At 32.3% G+C, this 25,350-nt stretch carries 30 protein-coding genes; 26 read left to right on the top strand and 4 right to left on the bottom strand.

All coding sequences use genetic code 11. From position 1 onward, the window contains the following. Window positions 1-573 precede the first annotated feature (573 nt). The 26 genes from ACFX5F_RS14715 to ACFX5F_RS14590 all read left to right on the top strand — a co-directional run bounded on the left by ACFX5F_RS14715 (window position 574) and on the right by ACFX5F_RS14590 (window position 21,100). The gene (locus tag ACFX5F_RS14715) at window positions 574-918 is read left to right on the top strand and encodes a DUF892 family protein (RefSeq protein ID WP_379852775.1); all 345 of its coding nucleotides are present in this window, start codon (window positions 574-576) and stop codon (window positions 916-918) included. Between the two features lie 23 nt (window positions 919-941). Further along, window positions 942-2,324, top strand: coding sequence for an NAD-dependent succinate-semialdehyde dehydrogenase (locus ACFX5F_RS14710; protein WP_379852773.1), 1,383 nt, complete (start codon window positions 942-944; stop codon window positions 2,322-2,324). Window positions 2,325-2,348: 24 nt separating this feature from the next. Further along, a complete protein-coding gene (locus tag ACFX5F_RS14705) occupies window positions 2,349-3,347 on the top strand; it encodes an NADP-dependent oxidoreductase (RefSeq protein WP_379852771.1) in 999 nt (332 codons plus the stop codon). 36 nt (window positions 3,348-3,383) lie between these two features. Then, the gene (locus ACFX5F_RS14700; protein WP_379852769.1) at window positions 3,384-3,857 is read left to right on the top strand and encodes a Dps family protein; all 474 of its coding nucleotides are present in this window, start codon (window positions 3,384-3,386) and stop codon (window positions 3,855-3,857) included. Between the two features lie 28 nt (window positions 3,858-3,885). Further along, on the top strand, window positions 3,886-4,053 hold the full coding sequence (locus ACFX5F_RS14695; RefSeq protein ID WP_379852767.1) for a hypothetical protein: 168 nt from the start codon (window positions 3,886-3,888) through the stop codon (window positions 4,051-4,053). Window positions 4,054-4,455: 402 nt separating this feature from the next. Next, window positions 4,456-4,839 (top strand): hypothetical protein, encoded by a 384-nt coding sequence (locus ACFX5F_RS14690; protein ID WP_379852766.1) that lies wholly within the window; start codon window positions 4,456-4,458, stop codon window positions 4,837-4,839. A gap of 42 nt (window positions 4,840-4,881) precedes the next feature. Further along, entirely contained in the window at window positions 4,882-5,100 is a 219-nt protein-coding gene (locus ACFX5F_RS14685; protein WP_379852765.1) for a YidH family protein, read from the top strand. 315 nt (window positions 5,101-5,415) lie between these two features. Then, window positions 5,416-6,174: an MlaE family ABC transporter permease gene (locus ACFX5F_RS14680; RefSeq protein WP_379852764.1), complete on the top strand. Its 759-nt coding sequence runs from the start codon at window positions 5,416-5,418 to the stop codon at window positions 6,172-6,174. A 1-nt stretch (window position 6,175) separates the two neighbouring features. Beyond that, the gene (locus tag ACFX5F_RS14675) at window positions 6,176-6,952 is read left to right on the top strand and encodes an ABC transporter ATP-binding protein (RefSeq protein WP_379852763.1); all 777 of its coding nucleotides are present in this window, start codon (window positions 6,176-6,178) and stop codon (window positions 6,950-6,952) included. Window positions 6,953-6,982: 30 nt separating this feature from the next. Next, window positions 6,983-7,873, top strand: a complete 891-nt coding sequence (locus ACFX5F_RS14670; protein ID WP_379852762.1) for an MlaD family protein — start codon at window positions 6,983-6,985, stop codon at window positions 7,871-7,873. A 201-nt stretch (window positions 7,874-8,074) separates the two neighbouring features. Continuing rightward, window positions 8,075-8,833, top strand: coding sequence for a DUF4382 domain-containing protein (locus ACFX5F_RS14665; RefSeq protein ID WP_379852761.1), 759 nt, complete (start codon window positions 8,075-8,077; stop codon window positions 8,831-8,833). Between the two features lie 162 nt (window positions 8,834-8,995). Then, window positions 8,996-9,196, top strand: a complete 201-nt coding sequence (locus ACFX5F_RS14660; RefSeq protein ID WP_379852760.1) for a hypothetical protein — start codon at window positions 8,996-8,998, stop codon at window positions 9,194-9,196. Between the two features lie 118 nt (window positions 9,197-9,314). Next, the gene (locus tag ACFX5F_RS14655; protein ID WP_379852759.1) at window positions 9,315-9,716 is read left to right on the top strand and encodes a low affinity iron permease family protein; all 402 of its coding nucleotides are present in this window, start codon (window positions 9,315-9,317) and stop codon (window positions 9,714-9,716) included. A 145-nt stretch (window positions 9,717-9,861) separates the two neighbouring features. Continuing rightward, window positions 9,862-10,047, top strand: coding sequence for a CsbD family protein (locus tag ACFX5F_RS14650; RefSeq protein ID WP_379852758.1), 186 nt, complete (start codon window positions 9,862-9,864; stop codon window positions 10,045-10,047). Between the two features lie 159 nt (window positions 10,048-10,206). After that, the gene (locus ACFX5F_RS14645; RefSeq protein WP_379852757.1) at window positions 10,207-10,671 is read left to right on the top strand and encodes a sll1863 family stress response protein; all 465 of its coding nucleotides are present in this window, start codon (window positions 10,207-10,209) and stop codon (window positions 10,669-10,671) included. A 201-nt stretch (window positions 10,672-10,872) separates the two neighbouring features. After that, window positions 10,873-11,508 carry a porin family protein gene (locus ACFX5F_RS14640; protein WP_379852756.1) on the top strand — a complete coding sequence of 212 codons (636 nt, stop codon included), beginning with the start codon at window positions 10,873-10,875 and terminating at the stop codon, window positions 11,506-11,508. Window positions 11,509-11,631: 123 nt separating this feature from the next. Next, a complete protein-coding gene (locus tag ACFX5F_RS14635; protein ID WP_379852755.1) occupies window positions 11,632-11,784 on the top strand; it encodes a lmo0937 family membrane protein in 153 nt (50 codons plus the stop codon). A gap of 33 nt (window positions 11,785-11,817) precedes the next feature. Continuing rightward, a complete protein-coding gene (locus ACFX5F_RS14630) occupies window positions 11,818-12,162 on the top strand; it encodes a YtxH domain-containing protein (protein WP_379852754.1) in 345 nt (114 codons plus the stop codon). A 52-nt stretch (window positions 12,163-12,214) separates the two neighbouring features. Further along, window positions 12,215-12,562, top strand: a complete 348-nt coding sequence (locus ACFX5F_RS14625) for a hypothetical protein (RefSeq protein ID WP_379852753.1) — start codon at window positions 12,215-12,217, stop codon at window positions 12,560-12,562. A 1-nt stretch (window position 12,563) separates the two neighbouring features. Further along, window positions 12,564-12,917, top strand: coding sequence for a hypothetical protein (locus ACFX5F_RS14620; protein WP_379852752.1), 354 nt, complete (start codon window positions 12,564-12,566; stop codon window positions 12,915-12,917). Window positions 12,918-13,077: 160 nt separating this feature from the next. Then, complete coding sequence (locus tag ACFX5F_RS14615) at window positions 13,078-14,265, top strand: histidine kinase dimerization/phospho-acceptor domain-containing protein (RefSeq protein ID WP_379852751.1); 1,188 nt, start codon at window positions 13,078-13,080, stop codon at window positions 14,263-14,265. 579 nt (window positions 14,266-14,844) lie between these two features. Next, window positions 14,845-16,626, top strand: coding sequence for an Ig-like domain-containing protein (locus ACFX5F_RS14610; protein ID WP_379852750.1), 1,782 nt, complete (start codon window positions 14,845-14,847; stop codon window positions 16,624-16,626). Between the two features lie 78 nt (window positions 16,627-16,704). Beyond that, a complete protein-coding gene (locus ACFX5F_RS14605; RefSeq protein WP_379852749.1) occupies window positions 16,705-18,735 on the top strand; it encodes an outer membrane beta-barrel protein in 2,031 nt (676 codons plus the stop codon). Window positions 18,736-18,967: 232 nt separating this feature from the next. Next, complete coding sequence (locus ACFX5F_RS14600) at window positions 18,968-19,447, top strand: nuclear transport factor 2 family protein (protein ID WP_379852748.1); 480 nt, start codon at window positions 18,968-18,970, stop codon at window positions 19,445-19,447. Continuing rightward, window positions 19,437-19,883: a DUF1572 family protein gene (locus tag ACFX5F_RS14595; RefSeq protein ID WP_379852747.1), complete on the top strand. Its 447-nt coding sequence runs from the start codon at window positions 19,437-19,439 to the stop codon at window positions 19,881-19,883. Before ACFX5F_RS14600 ends, ACFX5F_RS14595 begins: the two co-directional genes overlap by 11 nt. A 134-nt stretch (window positions 19,884-20,017) precedes the next feature. Next, complete coding sequence (locus tag ACFX5F_RS14590; protein WP_379852746.1) at window positions 20,018-21,100, top strand: AI-2E family transporter; 1,083 nt, start codon at window positions 20,018-20,020, stop codon at window positions 21,098-21,100. 4 nt (window positions 21,101-21,104) lie between these two features. Here ACFX5F_RS14590 and ACFX5F_RS14585 read toward each other — a convergent pair whose 3' ends face one another. The 4 genes from ACFX5F_RS14585 to menA form a co-directional block, all read right to left on the bottom strand. Continuing rightward, window positions 21,105-22,151, bottom strand: coding sequence for an o-succinylbenzoate synthase (locus ACFX5F_RS14585; RefSeq protein ID WP_379852745.1), 1,047 nt, complete (start codon window positions 22,149-22,151; stop codon window positions 21,105-21,107). A gap of 61 nt (window positions 22,152-22,212) precedes the next feature. Beyond that, window positions 22,213-23,421, bottom strand: coding sequence for a tetratricopeptide repeat protein (locus ACFX5F_RS14580; protein WP_379852744.1), 1,209 nt, complete (start codon window positions 23,419-23,421; stop codon window positions 22,213-22,215). Between the two features lie 165 nt (window positions 23,422-23,586). Continuing rightward, window positions 23,587-24,264 (bottom strand): metal-dependent hydrolase, encoded by a 678-nt coding sequence (locus ACFX5F_RS14575; protein WP_379852743.1) that lies wholly within the window; start codon window positions 24,262-24,264, stop codon window positions 23,587-23,589. 77 nt (window positions 24,265-24,341) lie between these two features. Further along, window positions 24,342-25,292, bottom strand: coding sequence for a 1,4-dihydroxy-2-naphthoate octaprenyltransferase (menA, locus tag ACFX5F_RS14570; protein ID WP_379852742.1), 951 nt, complete (start codon window positions 25,290-25,292; stop codon window positions 24,342-24,344). Window positions 25,293-25,350 lie beyond the last annotated feature (58 nt).

Here is a 25,350-nt window from a genome sequence, read left to right as displayed (position 1 = left end):
CTTGACCCTTGCTAAATTGACATCTCCCTTAAAATGCTCTTGTAAAACCGTGATTAATGCTATATCTTTACCCTCGAGACTGGTGTTCCTCATTAGAAAAATTATGTCGTAATAATTATTTAATGTAGTGAATATCAGTCTTTTATCCTAATTTTAAATTCTTTATTTTATTTATTTCCAATGAAATATGTTTTTTGTCATGTACTAAAATAAAATACAAAAACCAATTGATTTAAAATTAATTATATTTTTTTATGTCCTTTTTAACTAAAATCAGGGCTGAAATCCTTAAATTTAATCACCATTTCATTTACGATTTTTTATCAGCAGGCATTGCGTATTGATATTTAATCTGGTTATTTAGCCTCCCTCTTAAAAAAAAATTGCATAAGAAATCATATAAAATAGTCCCATAATTTTATTCAATGCGAAACCATTTTTTTGAACTATTCCATATTTCCGAATGAAAATGTGTGAAAGTTGTAACTCATATATAAAATTGTATAAAGCATTAAAGTACATTAAACCTGAAATTTACAATACTAATATTTCAGAATAATTAAATACAAAATTATGAAAAGTACCGCCACTAAAGCTGATAAAAAAAGAACAACAAAAGATGGAAAGGGAAATTCAACGTTTACCAAACCAGAGGTAACGGAAGGTTGTCGCAATATTTTTGTTGATGAACTTAAAGAAATTTATTTTGCTGAAAAAGCATTAATTATATCTATACCCATAATGATTAAAAAGGCTGCAACAAAAGAGTTAGTTGATGCCCTTACCATACATTATGACTTTACAAAAGAACATATCAAACGCTTAGAAGCAATTTTTTGTTCAATAGGTGAATCGGAAATAATAACGAAATACGAAGCAATGTATGGGTCGATAAAACTTTTAGAACAAGAGGAATAATACTTATCAAAAAATCACAAACTATGTCTATTCAAACCGTTAATCCATACAATAATAAAGTTGTCAAATCATTTGAAGAAATGTCAGACAAAACTGTTGACACATTAATAGAAAAATCTGCAAAAAGATTTAAAGAATGGAAAGAAACAAGCTATGCAGAACGCGCTAAAATATTGCATAAAGTGGCTAAAATAATGCGTGATAAAAAAGAATCACTTGCTAAAATAATTACTTTGGAAATGGGAAAATTAATTGCTCAAGCTGAAGGTGAAATTTTATTAAGTGCTGATATTTTTGATTACTATGCAGATAATGCCACTGATTTTTTAGCTGATAAACATTTGGAGCCGGAGTTTGGGAGCGCTTTAATAAGGTTCAGCCCAATAGGAATAATTTTAGGTGTGGAACCTTGGAATTTTCCATTTTATCAAGTAGCGCGTTTTGCTGCTCCAAATATAATGGTAGGAAATACGGTTTTAGTAAAACATGCCTCGTCGGTTCCACAATGTGCCATTGCTATTGAAGAATTGTTTAATGAAGCAGGAGCCCCAGTTGGTCTTTATACCAACCTTTTAATTTCAGGTAAAAGGGCTTCCGCTCTAGTTTCTGACAAAAGAATTAAAGGAGTAGCATTAACAGGCAGTGAAGAAGCAGGCGCAAATATAGCCGCAGAAGCAGGTAAAAATTTGAAAAAATCTGTTTTGGAATTAGGAGGCAGCGATGCTTTTATAATATTAGATGATGCTGATATTGACAAAACTGTTGAATGGGCTGTCGTCGGTAGAATTAACAACAATGGCGAGTCCTGCGTAGCTTCCAAAAGATTTATAGCAGTCGAAGCTGTTGCTGATGAATTTATTAAAAAATTCAAGGAAAAATTATCCAACTTAGTTTTAGGTGATCCAATGGACTCTGAAACAGAACTAGGTCCATTAAGTAGTGAGGCGGCAGCTGTGCATATAGCAGATCAGGTAAAACGATCAGTCGATGCTGGTGCAAAAGTTTTATTGGGCGGTACACGGTCTGATCGTGAAGGTGCTTTTATGCAACCTACAATTCTAACGGATTTAAATCCTAAAATACCAGCCTATTATGAAGAATTATTTGGCCCAGTCGCTTCTTTTTATCGGGTAAAAAATGAACAGGCAGCAATTGACTTAGCAAATGATTCAAATTTTGGCTTAGGTTGTTCCGTTTTTACTCAAGATATAGAACGTGGTAAACGGGTTGCTGACAAAATTGATGCAGGAATGGTGTTCATTAATCATCCAACTGGTACTAAAGCAAATCTACCTTTTGGAGGAACTAAAGGCTCGGGTTACGGTAGAGAATTATCGGAATTGGGAATTCAAGAATTTGTAAATAAGAAACTCATTCGCGTAAGCGGTCTTTCGGACGCTTTTTAGAATTTGACTTTTAATGAAAAAGTAATGAAAACAAAACAAATAGTATTAGCATCAAGACCAAAAGGATCCCCTACTCTTAACAATTTCAGGTCAGAAACTGTTGATGTGGCTGAACTTAAAAATAGTGAAGTTTTAGTAGAAGGAATGTATTATTCCGTTGATCCTTACATGCGAGGCCGAATGAATGATGCAAAATCTTACAGTCCTCCTTTTGATTTAGATCAGCCTATAAATGGTGGTGTGATTGCGAAAGTATTGGAAAGTAAATCTGATATTCTAAAAGCGGGTGATATCGTTTTGGGAATGTTACCCTGGAAAGAAAAATGTACAGTTTCAGAAAAAGATTTAAAAAAAATTGATACTTCTATTGCTCCAGCAAGCTATTATTTAGGTGTTTTAGGAATGACAGGACTTACCGCTTATTTTGGTTTAATGAATATTTGTAAACCAAAAAAAGGAGAAACAGTTGTCATATCAGGCGCTGCCGGAGCTGTGGGAGTTGTGGTAGGACAAATAGCAAAAATTCAAGGATGTCGGGTTATTGGAATAGCCGGTTCTGATGAGAAAACTAAATTATTAAAAACCGAATTCGGTTTTGATGAAACTATCAATTACAAGACTACAAAAGACATGAGTAAAGCAATTGGAATTTTGTGTCCAAATGGTGTAGATATTTATTTTGATAATGTAGGTGGCGAAATCTCCGATGCGGTTATAGCAAGTATAAATTTTAATGCAAGAATCGCATTGTGCGGACAAATTGCTTTGTACAATAGCACTGACACTCCTATGGGACCCCGTTTACAGCCAATGTTACTAACCAGAAGTGTGCTGATGCAAGGCTTTATCGTAGGTAATTTTAAAAACGATTTTCCAGAAGGTATCAAGCACTTAGCCCAATGGGTGAAAGATGGAAAAATAAAATTTGCCGAAACGATCGAAAATGGCTTTGATAATTTGCCTAAAGCATTGCTCGGATTGTTTAAAGGCGAGAACACAGGCAAAATGATTGTTAAATCTTAATAATTATATAAAAACACAAAATAAAAACAAAGAATTATGAAACCACAAATTGGAATTACAGAAAGTCATTTACAAAAAAGCAATTCATTTCTTTCGTCTATTTTAGCTAATGAAATGACATTATATGTTAAATTAAGAAAATTTCATTGGAATGTTGCTGGTGAAAATTTTATGGAACTGCACAAATTATTTGAAGGTCAGTATAAACAATTGGAAGAAGCGATTGACGAAGTTGCGGAACGTATCAGCAAACTTGGTGGAAAAACTATTGGTACGATGAAAGAGTTCTCGGAACTGACCATTCTTAAAGAATCGCCAAATCATTACCCTTCTAATAAAGAAATGAAAAAAGAACTGTTAGAAGATCATGAAACTCTGATTGTACAATTACGAAAAGATATTGATATCTGTGCTGAGGAAAATAAAGATGCCGGTACTGCAGATTTTATGACTGGATTAATGGAGCAGCATGAGACAATGGCATGGGTATTAAGGAGATATTTAAGCTAATTTAAACTTTTATAAATTTTATCCTAAAATGAAAATATCAGCAAACAACTTACAAATCGTTTCCAAAAGTAATTGCAGAGTTGGTAAAATAAGCTCTTCAAGAGTTCTTGATGAAGAGAAACTAATCACTGAAATGGACTTTCAAAAAGAAAATTTGGAGATATTAAATGACACTATCACAGTTGAAGTTTCCTAAATAATCTTTATTACCTATTGATTTATACATAAAAAGTAAAATTTTATTGAAGAATGTAATTCTATATTAAGCAAATGGTCTGTTGAATTAGAACGATTATAAAAAACAATTAGTTGAGTATTTTTTTTGGTTTGGATTATGAGGGCTGTTGGTATCAACAGCCCTTTGATAGTTAAAAATAATTGCAATTGCTAAATGCACTTGGACCAATCACTATTGTCCAGAATCAAAAAATTCTTCTCTATTTTCTTCTTGAGTTTAAAAATACGTGAATTATATAAATATATCTCAAAGTTATATAACATTTTAAATTCATAAATAACTGAACTTTAGACTATTGCAATTCAAAAATTATAAATAGTGTTTATGATTTCATATTTATCACATTTTTAAAATTAAGTTATGAAAACGAGAAAAAGATTAGGCATTTGGATGGATCATTCTATCGCACATTTAATGGAATTTACCAATAAGCATTTTGAAATCAAAACCATTGAATCAAAATTAACTGATCATGTAAAAGAAGAAACTTTGTCTAAAAGCGAAAGTCTAATGCACAATAAAAAGAAACGCCTTCTTTTAGACTATTATAAGAAATTAAGTGAGGCAATTAAGGATTATGAACAGGTAATACTCTTTGGTCCTACTAATGCTAAAATTGAATTTTTTGATATTATAAGCGAGGATATTCATTTTTTCAAAATAAAATTCGAAATAAAAAATACCGACAAAATGACTCATAATCAGCAACATGCTTTTATTAAAGAATACTTTTCAGAAGCATAATTATATTAAAAAAAACAACTAATAACACCTATAAAAAAAAACATGCAATTAAAAAATTTAGGAATAGCAATGGTCATAATAGGAATAGTTATGATGGCATATACGGGGTTTAACTATGTAACTACTGAAAAAGTGGTTGATTTTGGCCCTATTCAAGTAAATAAAGAGGTAAACCATCCCATAAACTGGTCTCCTATTGTTGGAATTGTATTGGCTGTGGGAGGTATTGTATTAATTGTAACAAATAAAAAAACTACTTAAGCAGTGCTTCATTATTGCAGTTTAATCTGTGAATAATACAACTTTTAACAAAAGTTGTGTAAAAAATTACAATGAAATCTTAATGATATTTGCACGCTGTTATTTTGCTGTACTAAATATGAAAACACATTGAAGAGGATTATTATTCTTTTTTTTTAAAATACTAGTAAATCCCTCACTACTTTTTATATTGAATTAACATATAAATAAAATTGCATAAAACACTTTAGTTTTTATAGTTTTTGACAGCGTATTTTATACTATTATAATGTGTGAGATCAATTATAAATTAAACTAACCTAATAAATATAGATTTTGATTATTTATTTAAAAAATATTTTTGACGATGTTGGTAAAGTTTCGCTTTTTGCGATTCGGTTTTTCAAAGAAGTATTCAAACCGCCCTATGAATTCAAAGAGTTTATTAAGCAATGTTACGTCATTGGTTATAAATCTTTACCATTAGTGGCTATTACAGGCTTTATAATGGGATTGGTACTTACACTTCAATCTAGACCTACTTTAGCAAAATTTGGCGCAGAATCCTGGTTGCCTGGAATGGTTGCGCTTTCTCTAATTAGAGAGATTGCTCCTGTAATCACAGCTTTAATTTGCGCGGGAAAAGTTTCGTCTGGTATTGGTGCCGAATTAGGTTCAATGAAAGTTACCGAACAAATTGATGCTATGGAAGTAGCCGCTATTAATCCTTTTAAATACCTGGTAGTGACAAGAATTCTAGCCACTACACTTATGATTCCTATTTTAGTAATATTTGCAGATGCAATTGGAATGTTAGGAGGATTTATTGGTGTGAATATGCATGGTGACATTAACCTAACCCGTTATATTTCTCAAGTGTTTGAATCATTAGCATTTTTAGATATTGTACCAGCAACCATTAAAACATTTTTCTTTGGTTTTTTTATCGGAATGATTGGCTGTTATAAAGGATTTACTGCAGCGAATGGGACTGAAAGTGTTGGACTGGCGGCAAACTCCGCGGTTGTGACCGCCTCATTAACGATATTCATTATTGATATGATGGCAGTTCAAATAACTGATTTATTCTTCTAAGATGATACAAGAGAAAAAAAATATAGATGCTCCTGCCCTATCAGATAATAAAGCTTCAATAATAGAAATTGTAGACCTGCATAAAACCTTTGGAAAAAACGAGGTACTCAAAGGAGTCAACTTAGTTGTAAATAAAGGAGAAAACTTAGTAATCTTAGGAAAATCCGGATCTGGGAAATCAATAACTATTAAATGTTTAGTTGGGCTTGTTGTCGCGGATAAAGGAGAAATAAAAGTTTTTGACACGGATATAACTAAACTGGATAATAATCAGCTGAATGAAATAAGGGTCAGAATTGGGTTTCTTTTTCAAAATGCTGCGTTGTATGACTCGATGAGCGTTCGGGAGAACCTTGGCTTTACATTAAAAAGACATGTAACAGATTTATCACCGGAAGAACTGGAAGCTGAAATATTAGCAGTTCTAGAAAGTGTTGGCTTGGCTGATGCAATTGATAAAATGCCGTCAGAATTATCAGGTGGTATGCGTAAACGAATTGGACTTGCACGTACGCTTATCCTTAAACCTGAAATAGTGCTTTATGATGAACCTACAACAGGACTAGACACGATAACATCAAGGGAAATAAGCGAATTAATACTGGACATACAGAAAAAAAACAAAACGTCTTCTATCATTATTACTCATGATATGGCGTGTGCAAAACACACAGCTGACCGATTGATTATTCTAAAAGATGGGGTAATTCATGCTGAAGGCAGTTATGAAGAATTAGAGAAAAGCGACGACGAATGGGTACGTTCTTTTTTTATTTAAACATTAAAATAATAATAAAAAATATAAATTATGAATAAAGAATCTGGGTTCCAATGGAAATTGGGAATGTTTGTAATAATTGGATTAGTCCTGTTTATTAGTACTATCTATTTTATAGGAAAGCAGCAAAATCTTTTCGGTTCAACATTTAATTTAAAATCTAATTTCAAAAGCGTTAGTGGTCTTGAGATAGGTAATAATGTGCGTTTTGCCGGAATCAATATTGGTACAGTGAGTGACATTCAGCTAAAAACAGATTCCTCAGTGGTAGTGGTCTTTGTAATAAAAGATGAGGTACGAAAGTTTATTAAAACTGATGCTACGGCAAGTATTGGTTCAGACGGGCTAATGGGAGATAAAGTATTAACTATCTCTCCTGGAGTTGCCTCTAATAAAATTGTTGAGGACAATGACGTTATTGCTTCAAAAATACCAATAGACATGGAAGATGTGATGGGTAGCGTTAAAAAAAGCGTAGATAATGCCGGTATAATTACGGCACAACTTGCTCAATTTACCTACAACATGAACAATGGAAATGGAACTTTATCAAAATTAATGACGGATAAAGAGATGGCTGGCAGCATAAAAAAATCACTTCTGAATCTTGAAACAAGTTCCAATGCTTTTTCTTCCTTTACCACTAAAATGAATACCGGAAAAGGCGCGTTATCCAAATTAGTGACTGATGAAAAAATGGGAAGAATGGTCGATTCTACCATGAATAATATTCAAGTTACCACCAAAGGATTTACTGAAATTACAGAAGCTGCAAAACATAATTTTTTATTGAGAGGTTACTTTAAGAAAAAGGAAAAAGCCGAGGATAAAAAACAGGAAGAGTTAGACAATCAAGAAGAAGCAGAACTAAAAAATGCTATGAAGAAGGCAGAAGATAGCGCTGCTGCTGCCAAAAAATAAATCTATAGAAAAACGATCGTTTTATAATGAATTTAATGTTGAACTTTAATGGTAAGAAAAATCTTAAATTACTGCTGTTTTAATGTGTGAATCCTACAACTTAATACTAAAGTTATGTAACACATCGCTTTACTGTTGCCATTACCTTTACTAAATACTATAAAGTATTTTATAACGATAAAACAATCGAAAATGAAAAAAATGAAAATTATTCTATCTTTCATCGTATTAGGGATTATTATGATTTCTTGCAATAGCAACGATGATACAGCTTCAAGTTATCCTTATGCTGTAAAAATGACTGATGCTCCAGGACCATATCAAAAAGTAAATATTGATTTACAAGCTGTAGAAATAACTGGAGATGCTGGAGAAACAGTGTCATTGAATGTTCGAAAAGGAATCTACAATCTACTTGATTTTTCTAATGGTGTAAATACACTTATCGCTACGGATACATTGCAAGTTTCTAAAGTTGCGCAAATTAGACTTATACTTGGACCTAATAATACGGTAGTTGTTGATAATGTAAGTTATCCTTTGAGTACCCCAAGTGCTGAGCAATCAGGATTAAAACTTCAAGTACACCAAACACTTGAACAAGGTATTTTGTATAGTGTCTTACTTGATTTTGATGCTAACAAATCAATTGTTAATACAGGAAACGGAACGTATAAATTGAAACCGGTTATTAGAACAATTGAAGCTGCTATAAGTGGAAACATAAAAGGTAAAATTACTCCTGTAGGTGCTTTGGCTGTGGTTACAGCTGTTGATGTTCTTACGAGTTTATCCTATTCAACAAACGCAAATGCAAGCGGTGAATTTTTAGTTATGGGACTTCCTTCAGGGACTTACAATGTAACGATTACTCCTGTTTTACCTTTATTGCCTGTAACAAAAAGTACTATCGTAGTGACCACTGGTAATACAACAGATATAGGAACAACTGCATTTTAAAAAGCATAAATAGATCTGTCACATTAAACACTTAATTTTTTTTATAAATTGAGTGTTTTTTTTTATCATAAAGCATTCTAAAATGAGATATTTTTAAATTAAAAAACACAAAATCATCTTATCTTAAAAACAGTACATTAAAAAAACAAAAATATAAATATTATGAAAACCGAAACTGAAATCGAAGATGCTATTCTTAAAATCACAATGAAAATCAAAACTGACTATCCCGAATTATCTAAATACCTGGACGAAATGCCTACCACCATTCCCGACGTCAAAAATCCTGAAATAAATATAAAAATTTTACAAGATTACTATAATTCTTTGGAATCATTGTTAAAAAAATATACGTTAAAATAATACCATTATAAATCATAAATAATTACTTTTATTTTTTTTAGAACCAAGTATAATATAAAAGTGAATTTTAAATTTACTTATTCTTGTTTTTATAATTTTGAAATTAAACTTAAAATTCATGATTAAAATTTATAGTCATTTAGAAAGTGTTTTTGAAAAACTCACTTCTGTAGCAACAAGTATTCTCGGTAATTCAATTACATTTATTATTGCTTTAGCTTTAGTGTTATTCTGGTGGGTCAACAGTTTTTTTGCCACACGAGATTTACATCAAATTATTGGAGATATTATTTTTGGAACCACTTTTTTAAGTTTATTCATCATTCAAAAATCATTTAATAAATTTTCAGCCTCATTACATTTAAAAATTAATGAGCTAGTTTCCTCCCACGATACAGCTAGTAATACGGTACTTAATGTTGAAGCGAAAACAGAACGTGAAATAACCGAACTTTCTAAAGAGTATAGCGAACTTGCTGAAAAAATTAGTGCTCTTAACGATGAAATTGAAGCTAAATAATTTTATTTTTTCGGCTAAAAAAAACAATTCATTAGCAATGTGTGAAATATATAAGTTTTGAGTTAAATTCTATAAGCCAAATCATGTACCAATCATCGAACTTTGTACCATCATGAACACTTTTTCATGGTATAAATAAATCAAAATGAAAGCGGAAGAATCAAATGGGAATTGGGACGAACAAAAAGATAAATTAAAACAAAAGTTCGCTGCATTGACTGATAATGATATGTTGTTTAAGGAAGGTACAAAAGATGAACTGATTACAAAACTTCAACAAAAACTGGGAAAAACTAAAGAAGAATTACTCAAAATCATTGAAGGACTTTAAATAAATTCATTTCATATTATCCTAAGGTCTAAACATTTTAAACTCTCTCTGTTTCTGTTCCAAAGCCTCCTCAATTTTTCATTTTTGACCAAAAACTGTTTCAAATAAGTGAATTCTAATTGACTAATTCCACGATTATAAATCTTAAAATTTCATAAAATGAGCAAAAAAATTTATATGTTGGCAATACTAACCATGATGACTGCGACCATGTTAATAGGATGTCAAACTTCTACTAAGAAAGAAGACGAGGCGAAAGACAATATAACAGATGCTCGAGAAGACACAGAAGATGCCAAAGAAGATTTAATGGTGGCTAAAAAAGAGGCAACTGCTGAAGAGTGGAAAAAATTCAAAGAAGAAACCAATACAAGAATAACTGAAAATAAAATTATAATAGCTGAATTGAAAGCTAAAATAAAAAATACTGGGAGTTCAATTGACATTATGTATGCCAAAAAAATTGATGCGCTGGAACAAAGAAATAAGGAAATCAAGATTAAAGTAGATAGTTATAAAAACGATACCAGTGATGATTGGGAATCTTTTAAACGAGAATACAATCACGATATGGATCAGCTAAGTCAGGCTCTAAAAAACTTGACTGTAGATAATAAAAAATAATTTACAGCACTATTTCTAAAGGCGAGTTTTAAAAAACCCGCCTTTTTTTGTGCTATATATTTCCTTAAAAAAAACAGTATTTATTCTTTAAATATTTAGAGGTGTGAATAATGTAAGTTTTACAAAAAGTTTTGTAACTCTTTTCTCCCTAACCATGACCATCTTTGTATTATAACAAAAACACATTAAATAAAAATTAAAATGAAAAATTTAAAAATAATTTTAGCTTCTTTAGTCTTAACTTTTATGGGTTATACAAATGCTAACGCTCAAAGTAACGTTACCAAGTTTGGTGTAAAAGGAGGGGTTAACTTCTCTAACTTATATACGGATAATGCAGATGACGAAAATGTCTTAACTGGTTTTAATGTTGGTTTGTATGCAAAGGTTCCCGTAACCAATTCTATTTCTATTCAACCTGAAATTTATTACACAGGAAAAGGTGCTGAAGTAGTTTATAACAATGCTTTTGCTTCCGGAACGGCAAAATTCAAACTGAATTATATCGAAGTACCGGTTATGTTAGTTGCAAACGTTACCAAAATTTTCAATGTACAAGTAGGACCTTACGCGGGTTATTTAATTAGTGGTAAAACTACAAACGAATCTGGAACTTATAATTTCCAAGACAATATAAACACAGATGATTTCAATAAAATTGATGCGGGTGTTGCAGCCGGATTAGGGATCGATTTAGAAACAGTTAGTTTTGGTGTACGATATAATTACGGTCTTACTAAAGTAGGCAAAGAAAGAAATTATTCTGGAACAAACTATACTTTTCCTGACGGAAAAAATAGTGTTTTGAGTTTTTATGGAGCTTTTTCATTTAACTAGTACCCAAAGCGGTAATAAAAAAATTAATATTTTAAAAAAAATACATAAATAACTGCAATACAGTTAATTAATTTTTTTAAATTTAAGTATTAATTAATAATTAACAATTAAAAAATAGAAATCATGAGCAATCTTCTTTACACAATCGCAGTAATTTTAATCATTTTTTGGGCAATCGGATTCTTTGCATACAGTGCAGGCGGACTAATACATATCCTACTTGTTATTGCAGTAATTGCGATAATATTAAGACTTATCCAAGGAAGAAGATTATAAAAAGCAGAATACAAACATTAAAAAAAAATTATTATGAAAACAGATAAAGTAGTCTTAGGAATATTAGGTGGTGTTGCTGCCGGAGCATTATTAGGAATCTTATTTGCACCTGAAAAAGGAGACAAAACAAGAAAAAGACTAATGGATAAAAGTAATGATTATGCTGATGAGTTAAAAGACAAATTAGATACATTATTAGGAACCATGACCAATAAATATGAAAAAATTTGGAAAGAAGGGGAAAACTTAATTTCTCAAGGAAAATCAAAATTTGAAGATATTAAATCAGAAGGAAAATCAAAATTTGATGATGCTAAAGCTGAAGGGCAAACGAAATTTGATAATTTAAAAAGTGAAATAAAAAATTCAAATATTTAAAACTATTTGAATACCAAAATTGCATAATACAAATAAGATTAAAGTTTAAATCATGGACAACCAAGCAACACCAATAGAAATGCTTTTTGAAAAAGCAGAGGATTACACTCGAACAACGGTAGAATTAGCAAAGCTAAATGTTATTGATAAATCTGCCGATGTTTTATCCTCGCTGTTGTCAAGATTGATCGTTGTTATTGTTGTTGCTATGGTTGCCCTATTGATTAATATTGGTCTTTCTATATGGATAGGCGACTTACTCGGAAAAACCTATTATGGGTATTTTGCAGTGGCTGGCACCTATTTTATTTTAGCTATCATAATAAATAGTTTTAAAGATCAATGGATCAAAGTACCGATGAGTAATTTGATAATTTCAAAAATGTTAAAAAAAGGATAGTATGAAAAAGAGTAATGAAACGGACTATTTAAATGAAACTATCGCTTTATTAGAATACAGACAAAAGCAAGAATTAAGGATACTTAAAGAACAATTTGAAGTGACCTATGATAGTTTAAAACCTTTAAACATCATTAAGAGAGTCTATTCTGAAATGACAACTTCTCCTGACTTAAAAGGGAATCTAGTTAGTAATGTCATTGGGATGGCAACAGGCTACATTACCAAAAAAGTAATAGTAAGATCTAGCCATAATCCATTCAAAAGATTATTAGGTAACGTATTACAATTTGTAATTACAAATATCGTTACTAAACATACCGACACTGGGAAACCTGCGGAATTACTGGAATAGTACACCATAGTACCAGGATTAAAAAATATTCCTGCTTTTTTGTTTTTTTTATATAGTTATATTGAAGTATATTCTATAAAATGGATCGCATTTACTACGGTATAGGTTACTTTTTACGCACATACTTTCTGCTAATTTAATTTTTTTGAATAAAACAGTAATGATACCTCCCAAGAAAAATGATTTAATGCGTGTTATAAAAAAAAATTCTTTTAAAAATAAAGAAGAAGGAAAACCTGCAACACAATTAAATCTTCCTATTCCAGAATTGGAGCATCATAAACTAAAAATAGCGAAGCAAGCAGCTGAATTAGTGAGTACTAGAAAAGAACTTGCCATTCAAGATGAAGAGAACGAGAAAAGAGTTTCAGAACTTGTATTTCTTAATAAAAAAATCACCTTCAAAAATTGTGAAATTGCTATTCAAACTGCAGAGTTGAATATCGCTAAAAGAACGCTACTTGCTCAAAATCAAGAAAAAGAAAAAAGAACGGCCGAATTTATTGTTGCAAATAAAGAACTGGCATATCAAAACATCGAAAAAGAAAAAAGGGCAGTTGAACTAGTAATTGCTAATAAAAAAATTGCTTTTAAAAACAAAGAACAAGCTATTCAAACAGCAGAATTAAACATTGCTAATAGAAAACTTGTTTTTCAGAATAACGAAAAAGAAAAGCGTGCGGCTGAATTAATTATTGCTAATAAAGAACTTGTTTTTCAAAACGAAGAAAAAGAAAAAAGAGCTTCTGAATTAATTATTGCCAATGAAGAACTTGCTTTTCAAAATGAAGAAAAAGAAAAGAGAGCCGCTGAATTAATTATTGCCAATAAAGAACTTGTTTTTCAAAACGAAGAAAAAGAAAAAAGAGCTTCTGAATTAATTATCGCCAATGAAGAACTTGCTTTTCAAAATGAAGAAAAAGAAAAACGAGCCGCTGAATTAATTATTGCTAATAAAGAACTCATTTTTCAAAATGACGAAAAAGAAAAACGAGCAGCTGAATTAATTATTGCTAATAAAGAACTTGCCTATCAAAACCAAGAAAAAGAAAAAAGAGCAAAAGAATATCTTGTGGCAAATAAAAAACTTAAGAAAGCGCAAGCATATCAAAAAGAATATATAAAAGGGCTCGAAAAAATGATGTTTATGACTTCCCATAGAGTTAGACAGCCAATTGCAAATATTTTAGGACTTTCAGAACTCTTGGATCAAAACACAAATTCTAAAAAAGAACTAAAAGATTACTTAGATTATATCAAACAATCCGCTTTGGCATTAGACAGCTTCACCAAAGACCTTACCTCATTTATTTCAGAACTAGGAAAAAAAGGGGAAATCAATTCATAGAAAATCTAAATTACCTATTATACCTTTCAAGTTTTGAAATAATAATTTTGAATCAGAAATTGTAATTCAAAACACGCTATACTCTTTTTACTCCCACTATTCTAATCTCGTTCTATCCTGAAATTATAAATTTGCACAAAAGGTAAAAAGAAAAATTTCAAATTAGTATATTCTCATTTTTCAAAGCACTCTTTTAAAATTTGTAAAAAGAAATACAAACCTTTTATCTGATGATTCCGCCGATAATTTTTTTTTAAAATTAGTATTGCTTGACATCCTCAAATTATCTGATTAAAAATATTCACGAATTTACTTTCCAGACTATTACTATTGCATTTATGTAGAAAAAACTACGCTGGTTTTTGAATGAAATTTAAGTTTTTTTTTAATTTTTTTTACTACCAAACTATAGACAAAAACAATGGTTAATCGTAAGCGCCTATAAATTAACGTCTTGAAAAACATACTAAATTTAAAATAAGTGAATTTTACAAGCTAATTTTTTAATTGTATAATAGATTTGGTCTACAACTAGCCAATCTTTGTCATAGATAATTTCTTAACCTAAATACAATAAAAATGAAAACAAAAAATTTACTTTTAACCCTTGCAATAGTATTTATTGCATTCTTTTCTGGCTGCGCCGAAGATGATTTCGTAGAAATCGACGGAGTTTGTCCAGTTGTTGTGTCTACCGTTCCAGTAAACGGAGCTACAAATGTACCTCTTGATCAATTAATTAGTGTGACTTTTAATGAAGAAATGAATCCTGCAACAATTAATCAGACTTCATTTACGTTGAAAAATGGCACTTCACAAATAGCTGGTGTAATTACATACTTAAATAAGACAGCAACCTTTAAGCCATCTGCTTTACTTGCTCCTAACACAACTTATAGTGCTAGATTAACAAGAACGGTTATGGATCTTACCGGTAATGCGATACAAACAGAAACTAATTGGACTTTCAGTACAGGTTTAACCGTTACCCCAATGGTTACGTCAACTGATCCAGACAATAACGCCAATAACGTATTTTTAAATAAAGTCGTAAGTGTTAACTTTAATATGCCAATGAAGGCTTCAACTATTAATGCAACTACATATACTTTAAAACAAGGAACTACAGCAGTTTCAGGAACAATATCGTATAGCGGAACTACTGCTGTTTTTATTCCTGCACTACCTTTGACTGCAAATACGCTTTATACAGCTACGGTTTCAAAGGCAGTGACAAACTTAGACAATACAACTTTAATAGCTGACTATGTGTGGAAATTCACAACAGGTGCTTTAATAGCTCCAACCGTAACTTCTACAGATCCTATCAACAATTCAACTGGAATCAGTCTTAATAAAACCATCACTGCTAACTTTAGTATGATTATGGATCCGTCAACCATCACAGCAACGACTTTTACCTTAAAACAAGGTACAACAACTATTGCTGGAGCGGTAACTTATGCAGGGTCTACTGCCTCTTTTAAACCTACCAATGCTTTATTAGAAGGTAAAATGTATACTGCTACAATTACAACTGGTGCAAAAAGTGCTACCGGAGTGCCTTTAGCAAATGACTTCGTATGGAATTTTACAACATTAGTTGCAAATTCTCCTTCTCCAACTGCAGGGTTATTCTTTGGAGTATTTGGAGGAAATGCAGGAATAACGAATCAAGGTCTGAACACTAGGATTAATAATGGAAGTATCGGAACAACAGCTGCTTCTACTTTAGTAACTGGATTCACAGATAAATTAGCTTCGCCTAATGAGGTTTACACAGTTACACCTCTTAATAACGGACTTGTTTATGGTGGAGTTTTTGCAGCAGCACCAGCACCTGGGAATGCTACAAAAGCACAAACCGCGCTTGAAGGATTGAATGCAGCAAGAGACCTTTACAATAGCATTTCTCCAGCTTCAAAACCAGGAGGAAGTGACCAAGGATCAGGTGAGCTAGGTGGATTAACTTTAGCCGCAGGAGTTTATAAATCAGCAAGTGGTACTTATAAAATCACAAATGGAGATTTAACTTTATCTGGAAGTGCAACTGACGTTTGGATTTTCCAAGCAGAGTCTTCATTAACGGTAGGTTCTCCAGCAGCTACCAGAAATGTTAAATTGTTAGGTGGAGCTTTGGCTAAAAATGTATTTTGGTACGTAGGTAGTACAGCAGTTATCAACTACGCAGGTGGTGGTGTAATGACAGGAATCATACTAGCAGAAGACGGAGTTACATTGTCTTCTCCAGGTAGTAGCACAACTTTACCAGGTCAAGAAACGGTATTAAACGGACGAGCAATTTCATTAATTGCTTCTGTAACTATGGTAAATACAATTATCAATGTTCCTGCTAACTAAGCAATTAATTTAAGATTTAAATATCCCGTCTTAGGGCGGGATTCATTTAAATAAAATCTAATAATAAAATATATAAAAATGAAATCAAAAAATATTTATAAAGAGACAGCTTGTATATCATTGTCTCCTAATAAGCTAACTATCAAAAGCGTTGCACTAATTGCTTTGTCGTTGTTAAGCTTTCAAACAGCAGTTCAAGCACAAGAAACGCTACCAGTTAAATACACAAAACCTTCTTGGTTTTTTGGAGTAGCAGGTGGTGCTAATTTTAATTTCTATCGTGGTTCTACGCAACAATTGAATGCTAGTTTCACTTCCCCAAAAACATTTCATGACGGATTTGGTGCTGGACTATTCGTTGCACCACTTTTAGAATACCGTCCTGCTGATTCCAGATGGGGCGTTATGTTACAAGCGGGTTACGATAGCCGCAGAGGTAAATTCGACCAAGTGATTACAGACTGTGACTGCCCAGTTGATTTAAAAGCAAACGTGAGTTATATTACTGTAGAACCTAGTTTGCGTTTTGCACCCTTTAAATCTGATTTTTATTTATATGGAGGTCCACGTTTGGCTTTCAACATGGATAAATCTTTTACATACCAATTAGGTGTTAATCCATCATTTCCAGATCAAACTGCTAATGCGGCAGTAAAAGGGGATTTTGATAATATGAATAAAACTCTTATTTCAATGCAAATTGGAGCAGGATATGATATTCCACTTTCGTCAGATAGTAACAAAACACAATTTGTATTATCTCCTTTTGTATCGTTCCAACCTTATTTTGGTCAAAATCCACGTTCAACTGAAACATGGAATAATACCACTGTAAGAGCTGGTGTTGCGTTAAAATTTGGACAAGGACAAAATATCCAACAGTCTACTGATATGGTAAAAGACGGTGAAGTTCAATTCTCTGTAAACTCTCCTAGTAATGTTCCGGGAGAAAGAAGAATGACTGAAATTTTCCCACTTAGAAACTATGTGTTCTTCAATCTAGGATCTACTGAAATACCAAATCGTTATGTCTTATTAAACAAAGATCAGGTTAAAGATTTCAAAGAAGACCAATTGGAAGTATTTGCACCAAAAACTTTATCAGACCGTTCAAAACGTCAGATGGTTGTTTATTACAATGTTCTAAACATCCTTGGTGACCGTATGCAAAAAAATCCTTCCGCAACAATTACTTTGGTGGGTTCATCAGAAAAAGGTCCTGAAGATGGAGCTGCAATGGCAGAATCAATAAAAACTTATTTGGTAAATGTATTTGCTATTAATCCTTCTAGAATTACTACTAAAGGTCAAAACAAACCAAATATCCCATCAGAACAACCTGGTGCAACTTTAGAACTTGAATTACTTCGTGAAGGAGATCGCAGAGTTTCGATTGAAAGCAACTCTCCTGATTTATTAATGGAATTTCAAAGTGGACCAGATGCACAGATGAAGCCTGTGGTAATCAGTGCTCTACAAGAAGCACCAGCTGAAAGTTACGTTACTATAAATAACAACGGAGCTAAAGAGTCTTTATCTTCATGGTCAGTACAAATGACTGATGAACAAGGGAAAGTACAATCTTTTGGACCGTACAGCGAAGATGTTGCTAGCATTCCTGGAAAATCAATTTTAGGAGACAGACCAGAAGGAGACTTTAAAGTTAAAATGGTAGGTCAAACTAAAAGTGGTAAAATTATAGAAAAGGAAACCACTATGCATGTTGTACTTTGGACACCTGCAAAAATTGAAGAAGGTATTAGATATAGCATCATTTATGAATTTAATAAATCAAAAGCGATTGCAATCTATGAAAAGTACCTAACTGATATTGTAACACCAAAAATTCCTGCAGGAGCAACTGTAATCATTCATGGTCACACTGATATTATTGGTGAAGAAGCGCATAATCTTGATTTATCTCTAGCCCGTGCTAATGATGTTAAAGGAATTCTTGCAAGCGCTTTATCTAAAGCCGGTAGAAATGACGTGAAATTTGAAGTAAACGGATTTGGAGAAAATGAAAACAAATCTCCTTTTGAAAACAAAACTCCAGAGGAGCGTTTTTATAACCGTACAGTGATAATTGATATAATTCCTGCAAAGTAATTAGTTAATCATTTTACATATTTTTATTGAATACAAGAAAGGATAGAAACTTAAAAGTCTATCCTTTTTTTTGCGCCTAATTTCAAAATAGAACTAATTTCTACTTAAGCAATTACAATACTACATTACCAATTACGATTTAAAATTCTTTAAGTTAAAAGGTTGAAAATTTAAAAAAAAGAAAAAAATTAACAAAAAAAAAACTAATTTTACTATTCACTTTTATGTAAATATGAACGAAAATTATAAAACCTTAATCAAATTTTATACTGCCTTTGCAAACGCTGATGCAGCAAGTATGTGCGAATGTTATCATGGTGATATTCAATTTCGTGATCCTGCCTTTGGCTTACTAAAAGGAAACGATGTTTGCGAGATGTGGAAAATGTTGGTCGAAAAAAGTAACGGAAAACTTAAAATCGAGTTTAATGAAGTAAAAGCGACTGAATACATTGGTTCAGCACAATGCATTGCAACCTACAACTTTAGTAAAACTAACAGAAAAGTAGTTAATGTGATTAATGCTCAGTTTCAATTTAAGGATGGATTAATCATTAAGCATACTGATGATTTTGACATTTGGAAATGGTCTAAACAGGCCTTTGGAATTAAAGGTTATTTATTTGGATGGACTGGTTTCTTTCACAAAAAAATTAATGAACAAGCATTATTTTCGTTGAAAAAACATAAAGAAAATAAACATGCTAATTGAAACTTTAAAATCGTTATTCACTAGAGATTTAAATAAACTTAAATCAGAAATTGAATTATATAGAAATGATAGTGATATTTGGAAAATCCAAGAAGGCATAACTAATTCTGCCGGGAATCTTTGTCTGCATTTAATAGGTAACCTAAATACTTATATTGGAGCTGAGTTTGGAAAAACTAGTTATATTAGAAACAGAGCACTTGAATTTTCACTGAAAGATATTCCGAAGACAGAATTACTATCAAAAATCGAAGAAACTATTGTTGTAGTCAACCATGCATTAAATAATATATCGGAAGAAGAATTAAAAATGGAATTTCCACTTTTAGTTTTCGAATCAAAAACTTCAACTGAGTATATGCTTATACATTTGACCACACACCTAGCCTATCATCTTGGCCAAATCAATTACCACAGACGACTATTGCACTCATAATAAATTATTTACACATATTATCATTATTAAAAACGGCTAATAGATTTATAATTTGTACTTTTATTACTAGTATTCTTTATAGAAATTTGATGGTAAAGCTAGGGAAGAAATTGAAGTTTTAATACGATAAAAGTATGGTACCATTTCCAAATATACCCAACCCAATTACTTCCAAAAGAACCTTTTCAGCTCTGGAAATCCTTCAACTAATCGTATTTACTTCGTTGATACTTTACTTTGGAAAAACACTTTTTATTCCTTTAAGTTTTTCACTGCTCATTAGTTTTATCTTGTATCCAATATGCAAATGGATGGAGAAAAAAGGAACAAATAAAGGAACTGCAATTATTATTTCCCTTTTTTTTGTCACACTAATGGCAGGAGCAATTATTTATTTACTCTTAGCACAAGTGATGGAATTCTTAAATGAATGGCGATTGTTACAAGTAAAACTTAAGGATGCGGCGACTCAAATAAGTATTTTTATCACGGAACGCTTTGACATAAGTAATGAAAAACAATTAGAATTTATCAAAAAAACAATTGACAATTCCGGGTCTGAAGCTTTTTCTTTGTTACGCAACACCGCATACTCCATATCAGAATCATTATTTATCCTCTTAATAATACCTGTTTTTTCAGCCCTTATAATATATCATCGCCAGCTTTTATCAAATGCACTGTATGGCATCTTTCCAGTTGAAAGAAAAAAGATTATACATGAAATCCTTGTTGAAACCATTCATGCTTATTATAATTTCATCAAAGGAATGTTAGTTGTATATCTGATTGTTGGACTACTTAATAGTGTTGGTCTCGCAATTATTGGTGTGCCACATCCTTTTCTGTTTGGTTTTATCGCTTCCATTCTTACATTTATACCCTATGTAGGAATAATGATATCATCACTACTGCCGATAACAGTTTCCTGGTTGACCTATAACTCTATCTGGTATCCATTAGGTGTTATTCTTGTATTTTCTATTGTACAAGTACTGGAAGCTTATGTTATATTTCCTTTTGCTGTTGGAAGTCGTCTAAAAATAAACACACTTGTAATTATTATAATGGTACTTGTGGGAGGCATTTTATGGGGCGCTGCGGGAATGATTCTATTTATTCCGTTTATAAGTATTGTGAAATTAATTGCAGACCGTACGCCGACTTTAAAATCATTATCCGTTTTATTGGGTGATGGCGAACACGAAAAACCATGAAATTCTATTCCAAAAGGTCAAAATCAAACGCCCAATCCAACTCTTTTTTGTACCACAATTGTCCTTGCGAAACTTCTAATGGACAATCAAAATTATTCGTATAAAGTGCTCCAGTTCCTAATCCCTGAGGCATCAAAGTGTGTTGTAAAAAAGTCCATTGTGCGATGGTATTTAGACCAATATTACTCTCTAAAGCGGAGGTAATCCACCACCCTATTTTTTGCTTTTCAGCCAAAGAAATCCACTCCTGTGTACCTCGAAAACCACCTACAAAACTAGGCTTCAAAATAATATATTGAGGCCTAATTTTTTTCAATAACCGTTCTTTTTCACCCAATGTAAACACACCAATCAGCTCTTCATCCAATGCAATGGGAAAAGGAGTGGTTTTACACAACTCTGCCATCCTGTCAGTATGGTTTTTTTGTATTGGTTGCTCTATGCTATGTAATTTAAATTCAGACAGTTGATTTAATTTATCTAAAGCTATATTTGAATCGAAAGCACCGTTTGCATCAACCCGTATTTCTACCTGTTCCGGAGTAAAATGCTCCCTAATAAACCGCAACAACTGCAATTCTTTATCGAAATTTATCGCTCCAATTTTGAGTTTTATACAACGAAAACCCTTAGCTAGTTTTTCCTCGATTTGTTCCTTCATAAAAGCCTCGTCACCCATCCAAACTAAACCATTTATCAGGATTGATTTTGCACCACTTGTAAAGTCCGAAGGAAACAGTAAAAAAGGGGTTTCACTCTCCAAAGATTGAAACGCCATTTCTACTCCAAACTGTATCGAAGGAAACTCCAATAACGCTTCCCAAAGCTGGTCTTTTCCTAGATGGATATGACCACAAGTCCATCGCAATTTTTCTTCATAATCCGGTCGATCATCAATACTCAATCCGCGAAGAATTCCGCATTCACCAATTCCTTTTTTACCATCGTGTTCCAAGACGATAAACCAAGTTTCTTTTTGGGTCATAACACCACGAGAAGTTCCTGATGGTCGTTTGAAATCTAGAGTATATTTGTGGTAGGTTGCTTTCAAAAAATTATGAATTACGAGTTGTTTTTAATTTACACAATGGAATACAATTGAGGTTATAAGGCTACTTTTCGACTAACTTCAAAACTCTTTCAAAATCATCATTTTTAATCCCAACTTTCTTAAAAGCTTCAAAATCTTGTTTTACTTTTTGAGTCCAACTCAAACTATCGGTGACGTTTTGAGATTGGTATTGCTTGTAAATGGCTTTTGCAGAAGCATAGTTATCATTCAATAAATAAGCGTGCGCCAAATTCAGCTTTATCAATAATTCCGAACCATCCAGCTTCTCGCCTTCTTTTAAAAATTTAATAGCTTTACCATACTGTTTAGTCAAAATATAACTATTCCCTATCGCATTGTAATCTAATGCTGTTGCTTTTCCGTCATTAATTATAGTACTCAATTTCATGATTGCCTCCCCTTGCTTCCCTAGTTTTGCAAACAAAGTGGCTTGTTTACGTAAATCATCATAAACTCCTTTAGAAAGAGTTGTTTCACCAAAGCAACTATTCCCAAAATCCTTAAAAGCTTTTGAACGCTCCATCGGTAATAATTTTTGGAATTCATTGAACTTGTATTTAGACTGTATTTTATCAAGAATACAAACGCAAAAATCATCTGAATTGGTCATTTTTTGAGCCATATTAGATGTTTTACATTGATCAATGATTGATTTTCTGTTTGCTAAAGTCCATCCGCGACTGAGCTTGCTATCAACCCAAGGCACCACTTCAAGGATGATTTTTTGGTTCATGATCCAGTTCTTACTTTCGAAACCAAACCATAAATTTCCTGAATTCAATTTCATACAAGCCGATTTCTCTGCAGAAAGTCGTTTGGCATCTTTGCTAACGGGCGTATCCTTAACCAAACAAGCATCATCTGTTTTTCCGTCTGCTTTATATTTTGTAGCTAATTCTTCTTTTGAAAAAATGGCATATTTACACTTATCATCTCCCGAAATTTTGGATAGAATAAAAACCGCTCCTGCTGAACCTTGACTGATTCCTGTAGGATCTGGAATGGCTTTTAAAACCGATACCAAACTACCTGCCATTTGCTGATTTTTATCCAAAAGTGTTATTCTGTAAACGACTTCGGTAGTTCCCTCAGGAAAATCTTGGGTTTTTATAACAATCCTATCTCTTGCCGAAACGGTAATTTCTTCTGATGTAGCGCGGGTTTTATCCCAATAGCCGTCTTTTTGAGAAAAAACAGTGCTTGTTGAAACTAGAAATAGTATAAAAAAAATGAAATATTTATTTTGCATGATTAGTTTAAAATTTAAACACTAAGCTCCCAAAGTTTTTTCGCGAAGTTCACAATGTGTCGCATCAACGATAATCCTAGCCCTGATAAAAGCGGTATCCTTTAGTTGCTTTTTTTAAAGCAAGTAAAGATACAAGCGGATAGCAGGAAATAGCTTCAAAAAAAATTACAAGTCTATCGAACTTCCTATTTCCAGTAACATCAAATCTTTTCCTTTATCGAAGAATTTGCGAATAGCAGCTTCATGATCGATTTCGATATAACCAAAAGTATCATAATGATAGCCTAGAATTTTATCGCAGTCTACAAAATCAGAAGCAATAATCGCATCATCGACATCCATCGTAAAATTATCGCCGATAGGAAGAATCGCCAAATCGAGTTTGGTGCGCATAGGAATTAGCTTCATATCCATGGTTAGTGCAGTATCTCCAGCAATGTAGATATTTTTGTGTTCGCCTTCAATTACGAAACCACCGGGATTTCCGCCGTAGCTGCCGTCAGGAAAAGAACTAGAATGAATCGCATTTACATATTTCAATTTCCCAAAATCAAAATTCCAGCTTCCGCCGTGATTCATTGGATGCGATTGAAACCCTTTTTGAGAATAATATCCTGCAATTTCTGCATTAGAAACAATTACTGCATTAGTTCTTTTAGCAATTGCTTCCACGTCAAGTATATGATCTCCATGAGCGTGCGTTACCAAAATATAATCCGCTTTCAAGGTGTTAATATCGATATGTGCTGCCTTAGGATTCGCAGAAATATAAGGATCTACTACAATATGCTTACCACTCACTTCGATTCCCAAAGTGGCATGACCGTAAAAAGTTATTTTCATTTTTTTGAATTTAAAAATTGAATGATTCCAAGATTGAAAAGTCAAACCTTGAATCTTTACTGTTATCTCTTTTCCTGCTAAGAATTATTTACTATTAAATCTGAAAAAAAGTATATCATAGACAATGCTAATAATATCGAAAGCGCAAAAGTACTCAGCGCTAATTTTTTTAATTCAGGATCTAACAATCTAGGCTCTTTATTTTTATAAACATTAATTAAATGTTTAGTTAAAGGCAAGTAAGCCAACAAAAACAAATATTGGTCAAAGTGGAAATGACTTAACAACGCAAAAATAAGAACCAAAACCATTGCTGTAATCACCAAAAAATAATGATATTTTTTTGCTTTACTTCCACCAACTTTTACAACAATTGTATTTTTATTAGACTTCCTGTCTGAAGCTTCATCACGCATATTGTTCAAATTTAAAACTCCCACGCTCAATAATCCGATTGCAATTGCTGGCAAAAGCAACACAAAATCCAATTGTTTTGAATAAAGAAAATTAACCCCTAAGGTGCTAACCAAACCAAAGAACACAAAGACAAACAAATCGCCATATCCACGATATCCATAGGCAGTATTCCCCACTGTATAACGAATTGCCGAAACAATAGATAAAAGTCCTAATGCTAAAAAGAATAAAGAATACCAGATATTCGTATCTGCAAACGCATAATAAATCAATAATATCGCAGAGAGCAAAGTCAGTAATGAAGTTATTATTATAGCACGTTTCATAGCTGCAGGAGAGATTACGCCACTCTGTATGGCGCGTTTTGGCCCTATACGGTCTTCGTTATCCGTTCCTTTCATACCATCCCCGTAATCATTAGCAAAATTTGATAGTATTTGCAATCCAAGAGTCGTCAAGATAGCAAAACCAAATATCCGCCAATTGAATACTTCTGTTGGTGTAAGGACGTTATCTGTTGGGTTTGCCAGCGCATACATACTACCCACAATAATTCCGGATACTGATAACGGCAATGTTCTTAATCGTGCGGCTTGAATCCAGTGTTTCATATATTTTTGTTTAACTGTTTATTCGGTTAATTGTTGATTCGATTATTCGGTTAAATGA

This window comes from Flavobacterium zhoui, assembly GCF_042787235.1.
GTDB lineage: Bacteria > Bacteroidota > Bacteroidia > Flavobacteriales > Flavobacteriaceae > Flavobacterium > Flavobacterium zhoui.
This window is presented reverse-complemented; position numbering and strand designations above follow the sequence as displayed.

What these genes read in the sequence shown, in the direction of transcription:
- ACFX5F_RS14645 (WP_379852757.1), top strand. Translation starts at nt 10,207, where the DNA reads ATGAGCAAAAAAATTTATATGTTGGCAATACTAACCATGATGACTGCG.
- ACFX5F_RS14685 (WP_379852765.1), top strand. Translation starts at nt 4,882, where the DNA reads ATGCAATTAAAAAATTTAGGAATAGCAATGGTCATAATAGGAATAGTT.
- ACFX5F_RS14610 (WP_379852750.1), top strand. Translation starts at nt 14,845, where the DNA reads ATGAAAACAAAAAATTTACTTTTAACCCTTGCAATAGTATTTATTGCA.
- ACFX5F_RS14630 (WP_379852754.1), top strand. Translation starts at nt 11,818, where the DNA reads ATGAAAACAGATAAAGTAGTCTTAGGAATATTAGGTGGTGTTGCTGCC.
- ACFX5F_RS14595 (WP_379852747.1), top strand. Translation starts at nt 19,437, where the DNA reads ATGCTAATTGAAACTTTAAAATCGTTATTCACTAGAGATTTAAATAAA.
- ACFX5F_RS14695 (WP_379852767.1), top strand. Translation starts at nt 3,886, where the DNA reads ATGAAAATATCAGCAAACAACTTACAAATCGTTTCCAAAAGTAATTGC.
- ACFX5F_RS14615 (WP_379852751.1), top strand. Translation starts at nt 13,078, where the DNA reads ATGATACCTCCCAAGAAAAATGATTTAATGCGTGTTATAAAAAAAAAT.
- ACFX5F_RS14700 (WP_379852769.1), top strand. Translation starts at nt 3,384, where the DNA reads ATGAAACCACAAATTGGAATTACAGAAAGTCATTTACAAAAAAGCAAT.
- ACFX5F_RS14580 (WP_379852744.1), bottom strand. Translation starts at nt 23,421, where the DNA reads ATGCAAAATAAATATTTCATTTTTTTTATACTATTTCTAGTTTCAACA.
- ACFX5F_RS14715 (WP_379852775.1), top strand. Translation starts at nt 574, where the DNA reads ATGAAAAGTACCGCCACTAAAGCTGATAAAAAAAGAACAACAAAAGAT.
- ACFX5F_RS14625 (WP_379852753.1), top strand. Translation starts at nt 12,215, where the DNA reads ATGGACAACCAAGCAACACCAATAGAAATGCTTTTTGAAAAAGCAGAG.
- ACFX5F_RS14660 (WP_379852760.1), top strand. Translation starts at nt 8,996, where the DNA reads ATGAAAACCGAAACTGAAATCGAAGATGCTATTCTTAAAATCACAATG.
- ACFX5F_RS14655 (WP_379852759.1), top strand. Translation starts at nt 9,315, where the DNA reads ATGATTAAAATTTATAGTCATTTAGAAAGTGTTTTTGAAAAACTCACT.
- menA (WP_379852742.1), bottom strand. Translation starts at nt 25,292, where the DNA reads ATGAAACACTGGATTCAAGCCGCACGATTAAGAACATTGCCGTTATCA.
- ACFX5F_RS14705 (WP_379852771.1), top strand. Translation starts at nt 2,349, where the DNA reads ATGAAAACAAAACAAATAGTATTAGCATCAAGACCAAAAGGATCCCCT.
- ACFX5F_RS14620 (WP_379852752.1), top strand. Translation starts at nt 12,564, where the DNA reads ATGAAAAAGAGTAATGAAACGGACTATTTAAATGAAACTATCGCTTTA.
- ACFX5F_RS14575 (WP_379852743.1), bottom strand. Translation starts at nt 24,264, where the DNA reads ATGAAAATAACTTTTTACGGTCATGCCACTTTGGGAATCGAAGTGAGT.
- ACFX5F_RS14600 (WP_379852748.1), top strand. Translation starts at nt 18,968, where the DNA reads ATGAACGAAAATTATAAAACCTTAATCAAATTTTATACTGCCTTTGCA.
- ACFX5F_RS14690 (WP_379852766.1), top strand. Translation starts at nt 4,456, where the DNA reads ATGAAAACGAGAAAAAGATTAGGCATTTGGATGGATCATTCTATCGCA.
- ACFX5F_RS14650 (WP_379852758.1), top strand. Translation starts at nt 9,862, where the DNA reads ATGAAAGCGGAAGAATCAAATGGGAATTGGGACGAACAAAAAGATAAA.
- ACFX5F_RS14635 (WP_379852755.1), top strand. Translation starts at nt 11,632, where the DNA reads ATGAGCAATCTTCTTTACACAATCGCAGTAATTTTAATCATTTTTTGG.
- ACFX5F_RS14640 (WP_379852756.1), top strand. Translation starts at nt 10,873, where the DNA reads ATGAAAAATTTAAAAATAATTTTAGCTTCTTTAGTCTTAACTTTTATG.
- ACFX5F_RS14665 (WP_379852761.1), top strand. Translation starts at nt 8,075, where the DNA reads ATGAAAATTATTCTATCTTTCATCGTATTAGGGATTATTATGATTTCT.
- ACFX5F_RS14710 (WP_379852773.1), top strand. Translation starts at nt 942, where the DNA reads ATGTCTATTCAAACCGTTAATCCATACAATAATAAAGTTGTCAAATCA.
- ACFX5F_RS14670 (WP_379852762.1), top strand. Translation starts at nt 6,983, where the DNA reads ATGAATAAAGAATCTGGGTTCCAATGGAAATTGGGAATGTTTGTAATA.
- ACFX5F_RS14605 (WP_379852749.1), top strand. Translation starts at nt 16,705, where the DNA reads ATGAAATCAAAAAATATTTATAAAGAGACAGCTTGTATATCATTGTCT.
- ACFX5F_RS14590 (WP_379852746.1), top strand. Translation starts at nt 20,018, where the DNA reads ATGGTACCATTTCCAAATATACCCAACCCAATTACTTCCAAAAGAACC.
- ACFX5F_RS14675 (WP_379852763.1), top strand. Translation starts at nt 6,176, where the DNA reads ATGATACAAGAGAAAAAAAATATAGATGCTCCTGCCCTATCAGATAAT.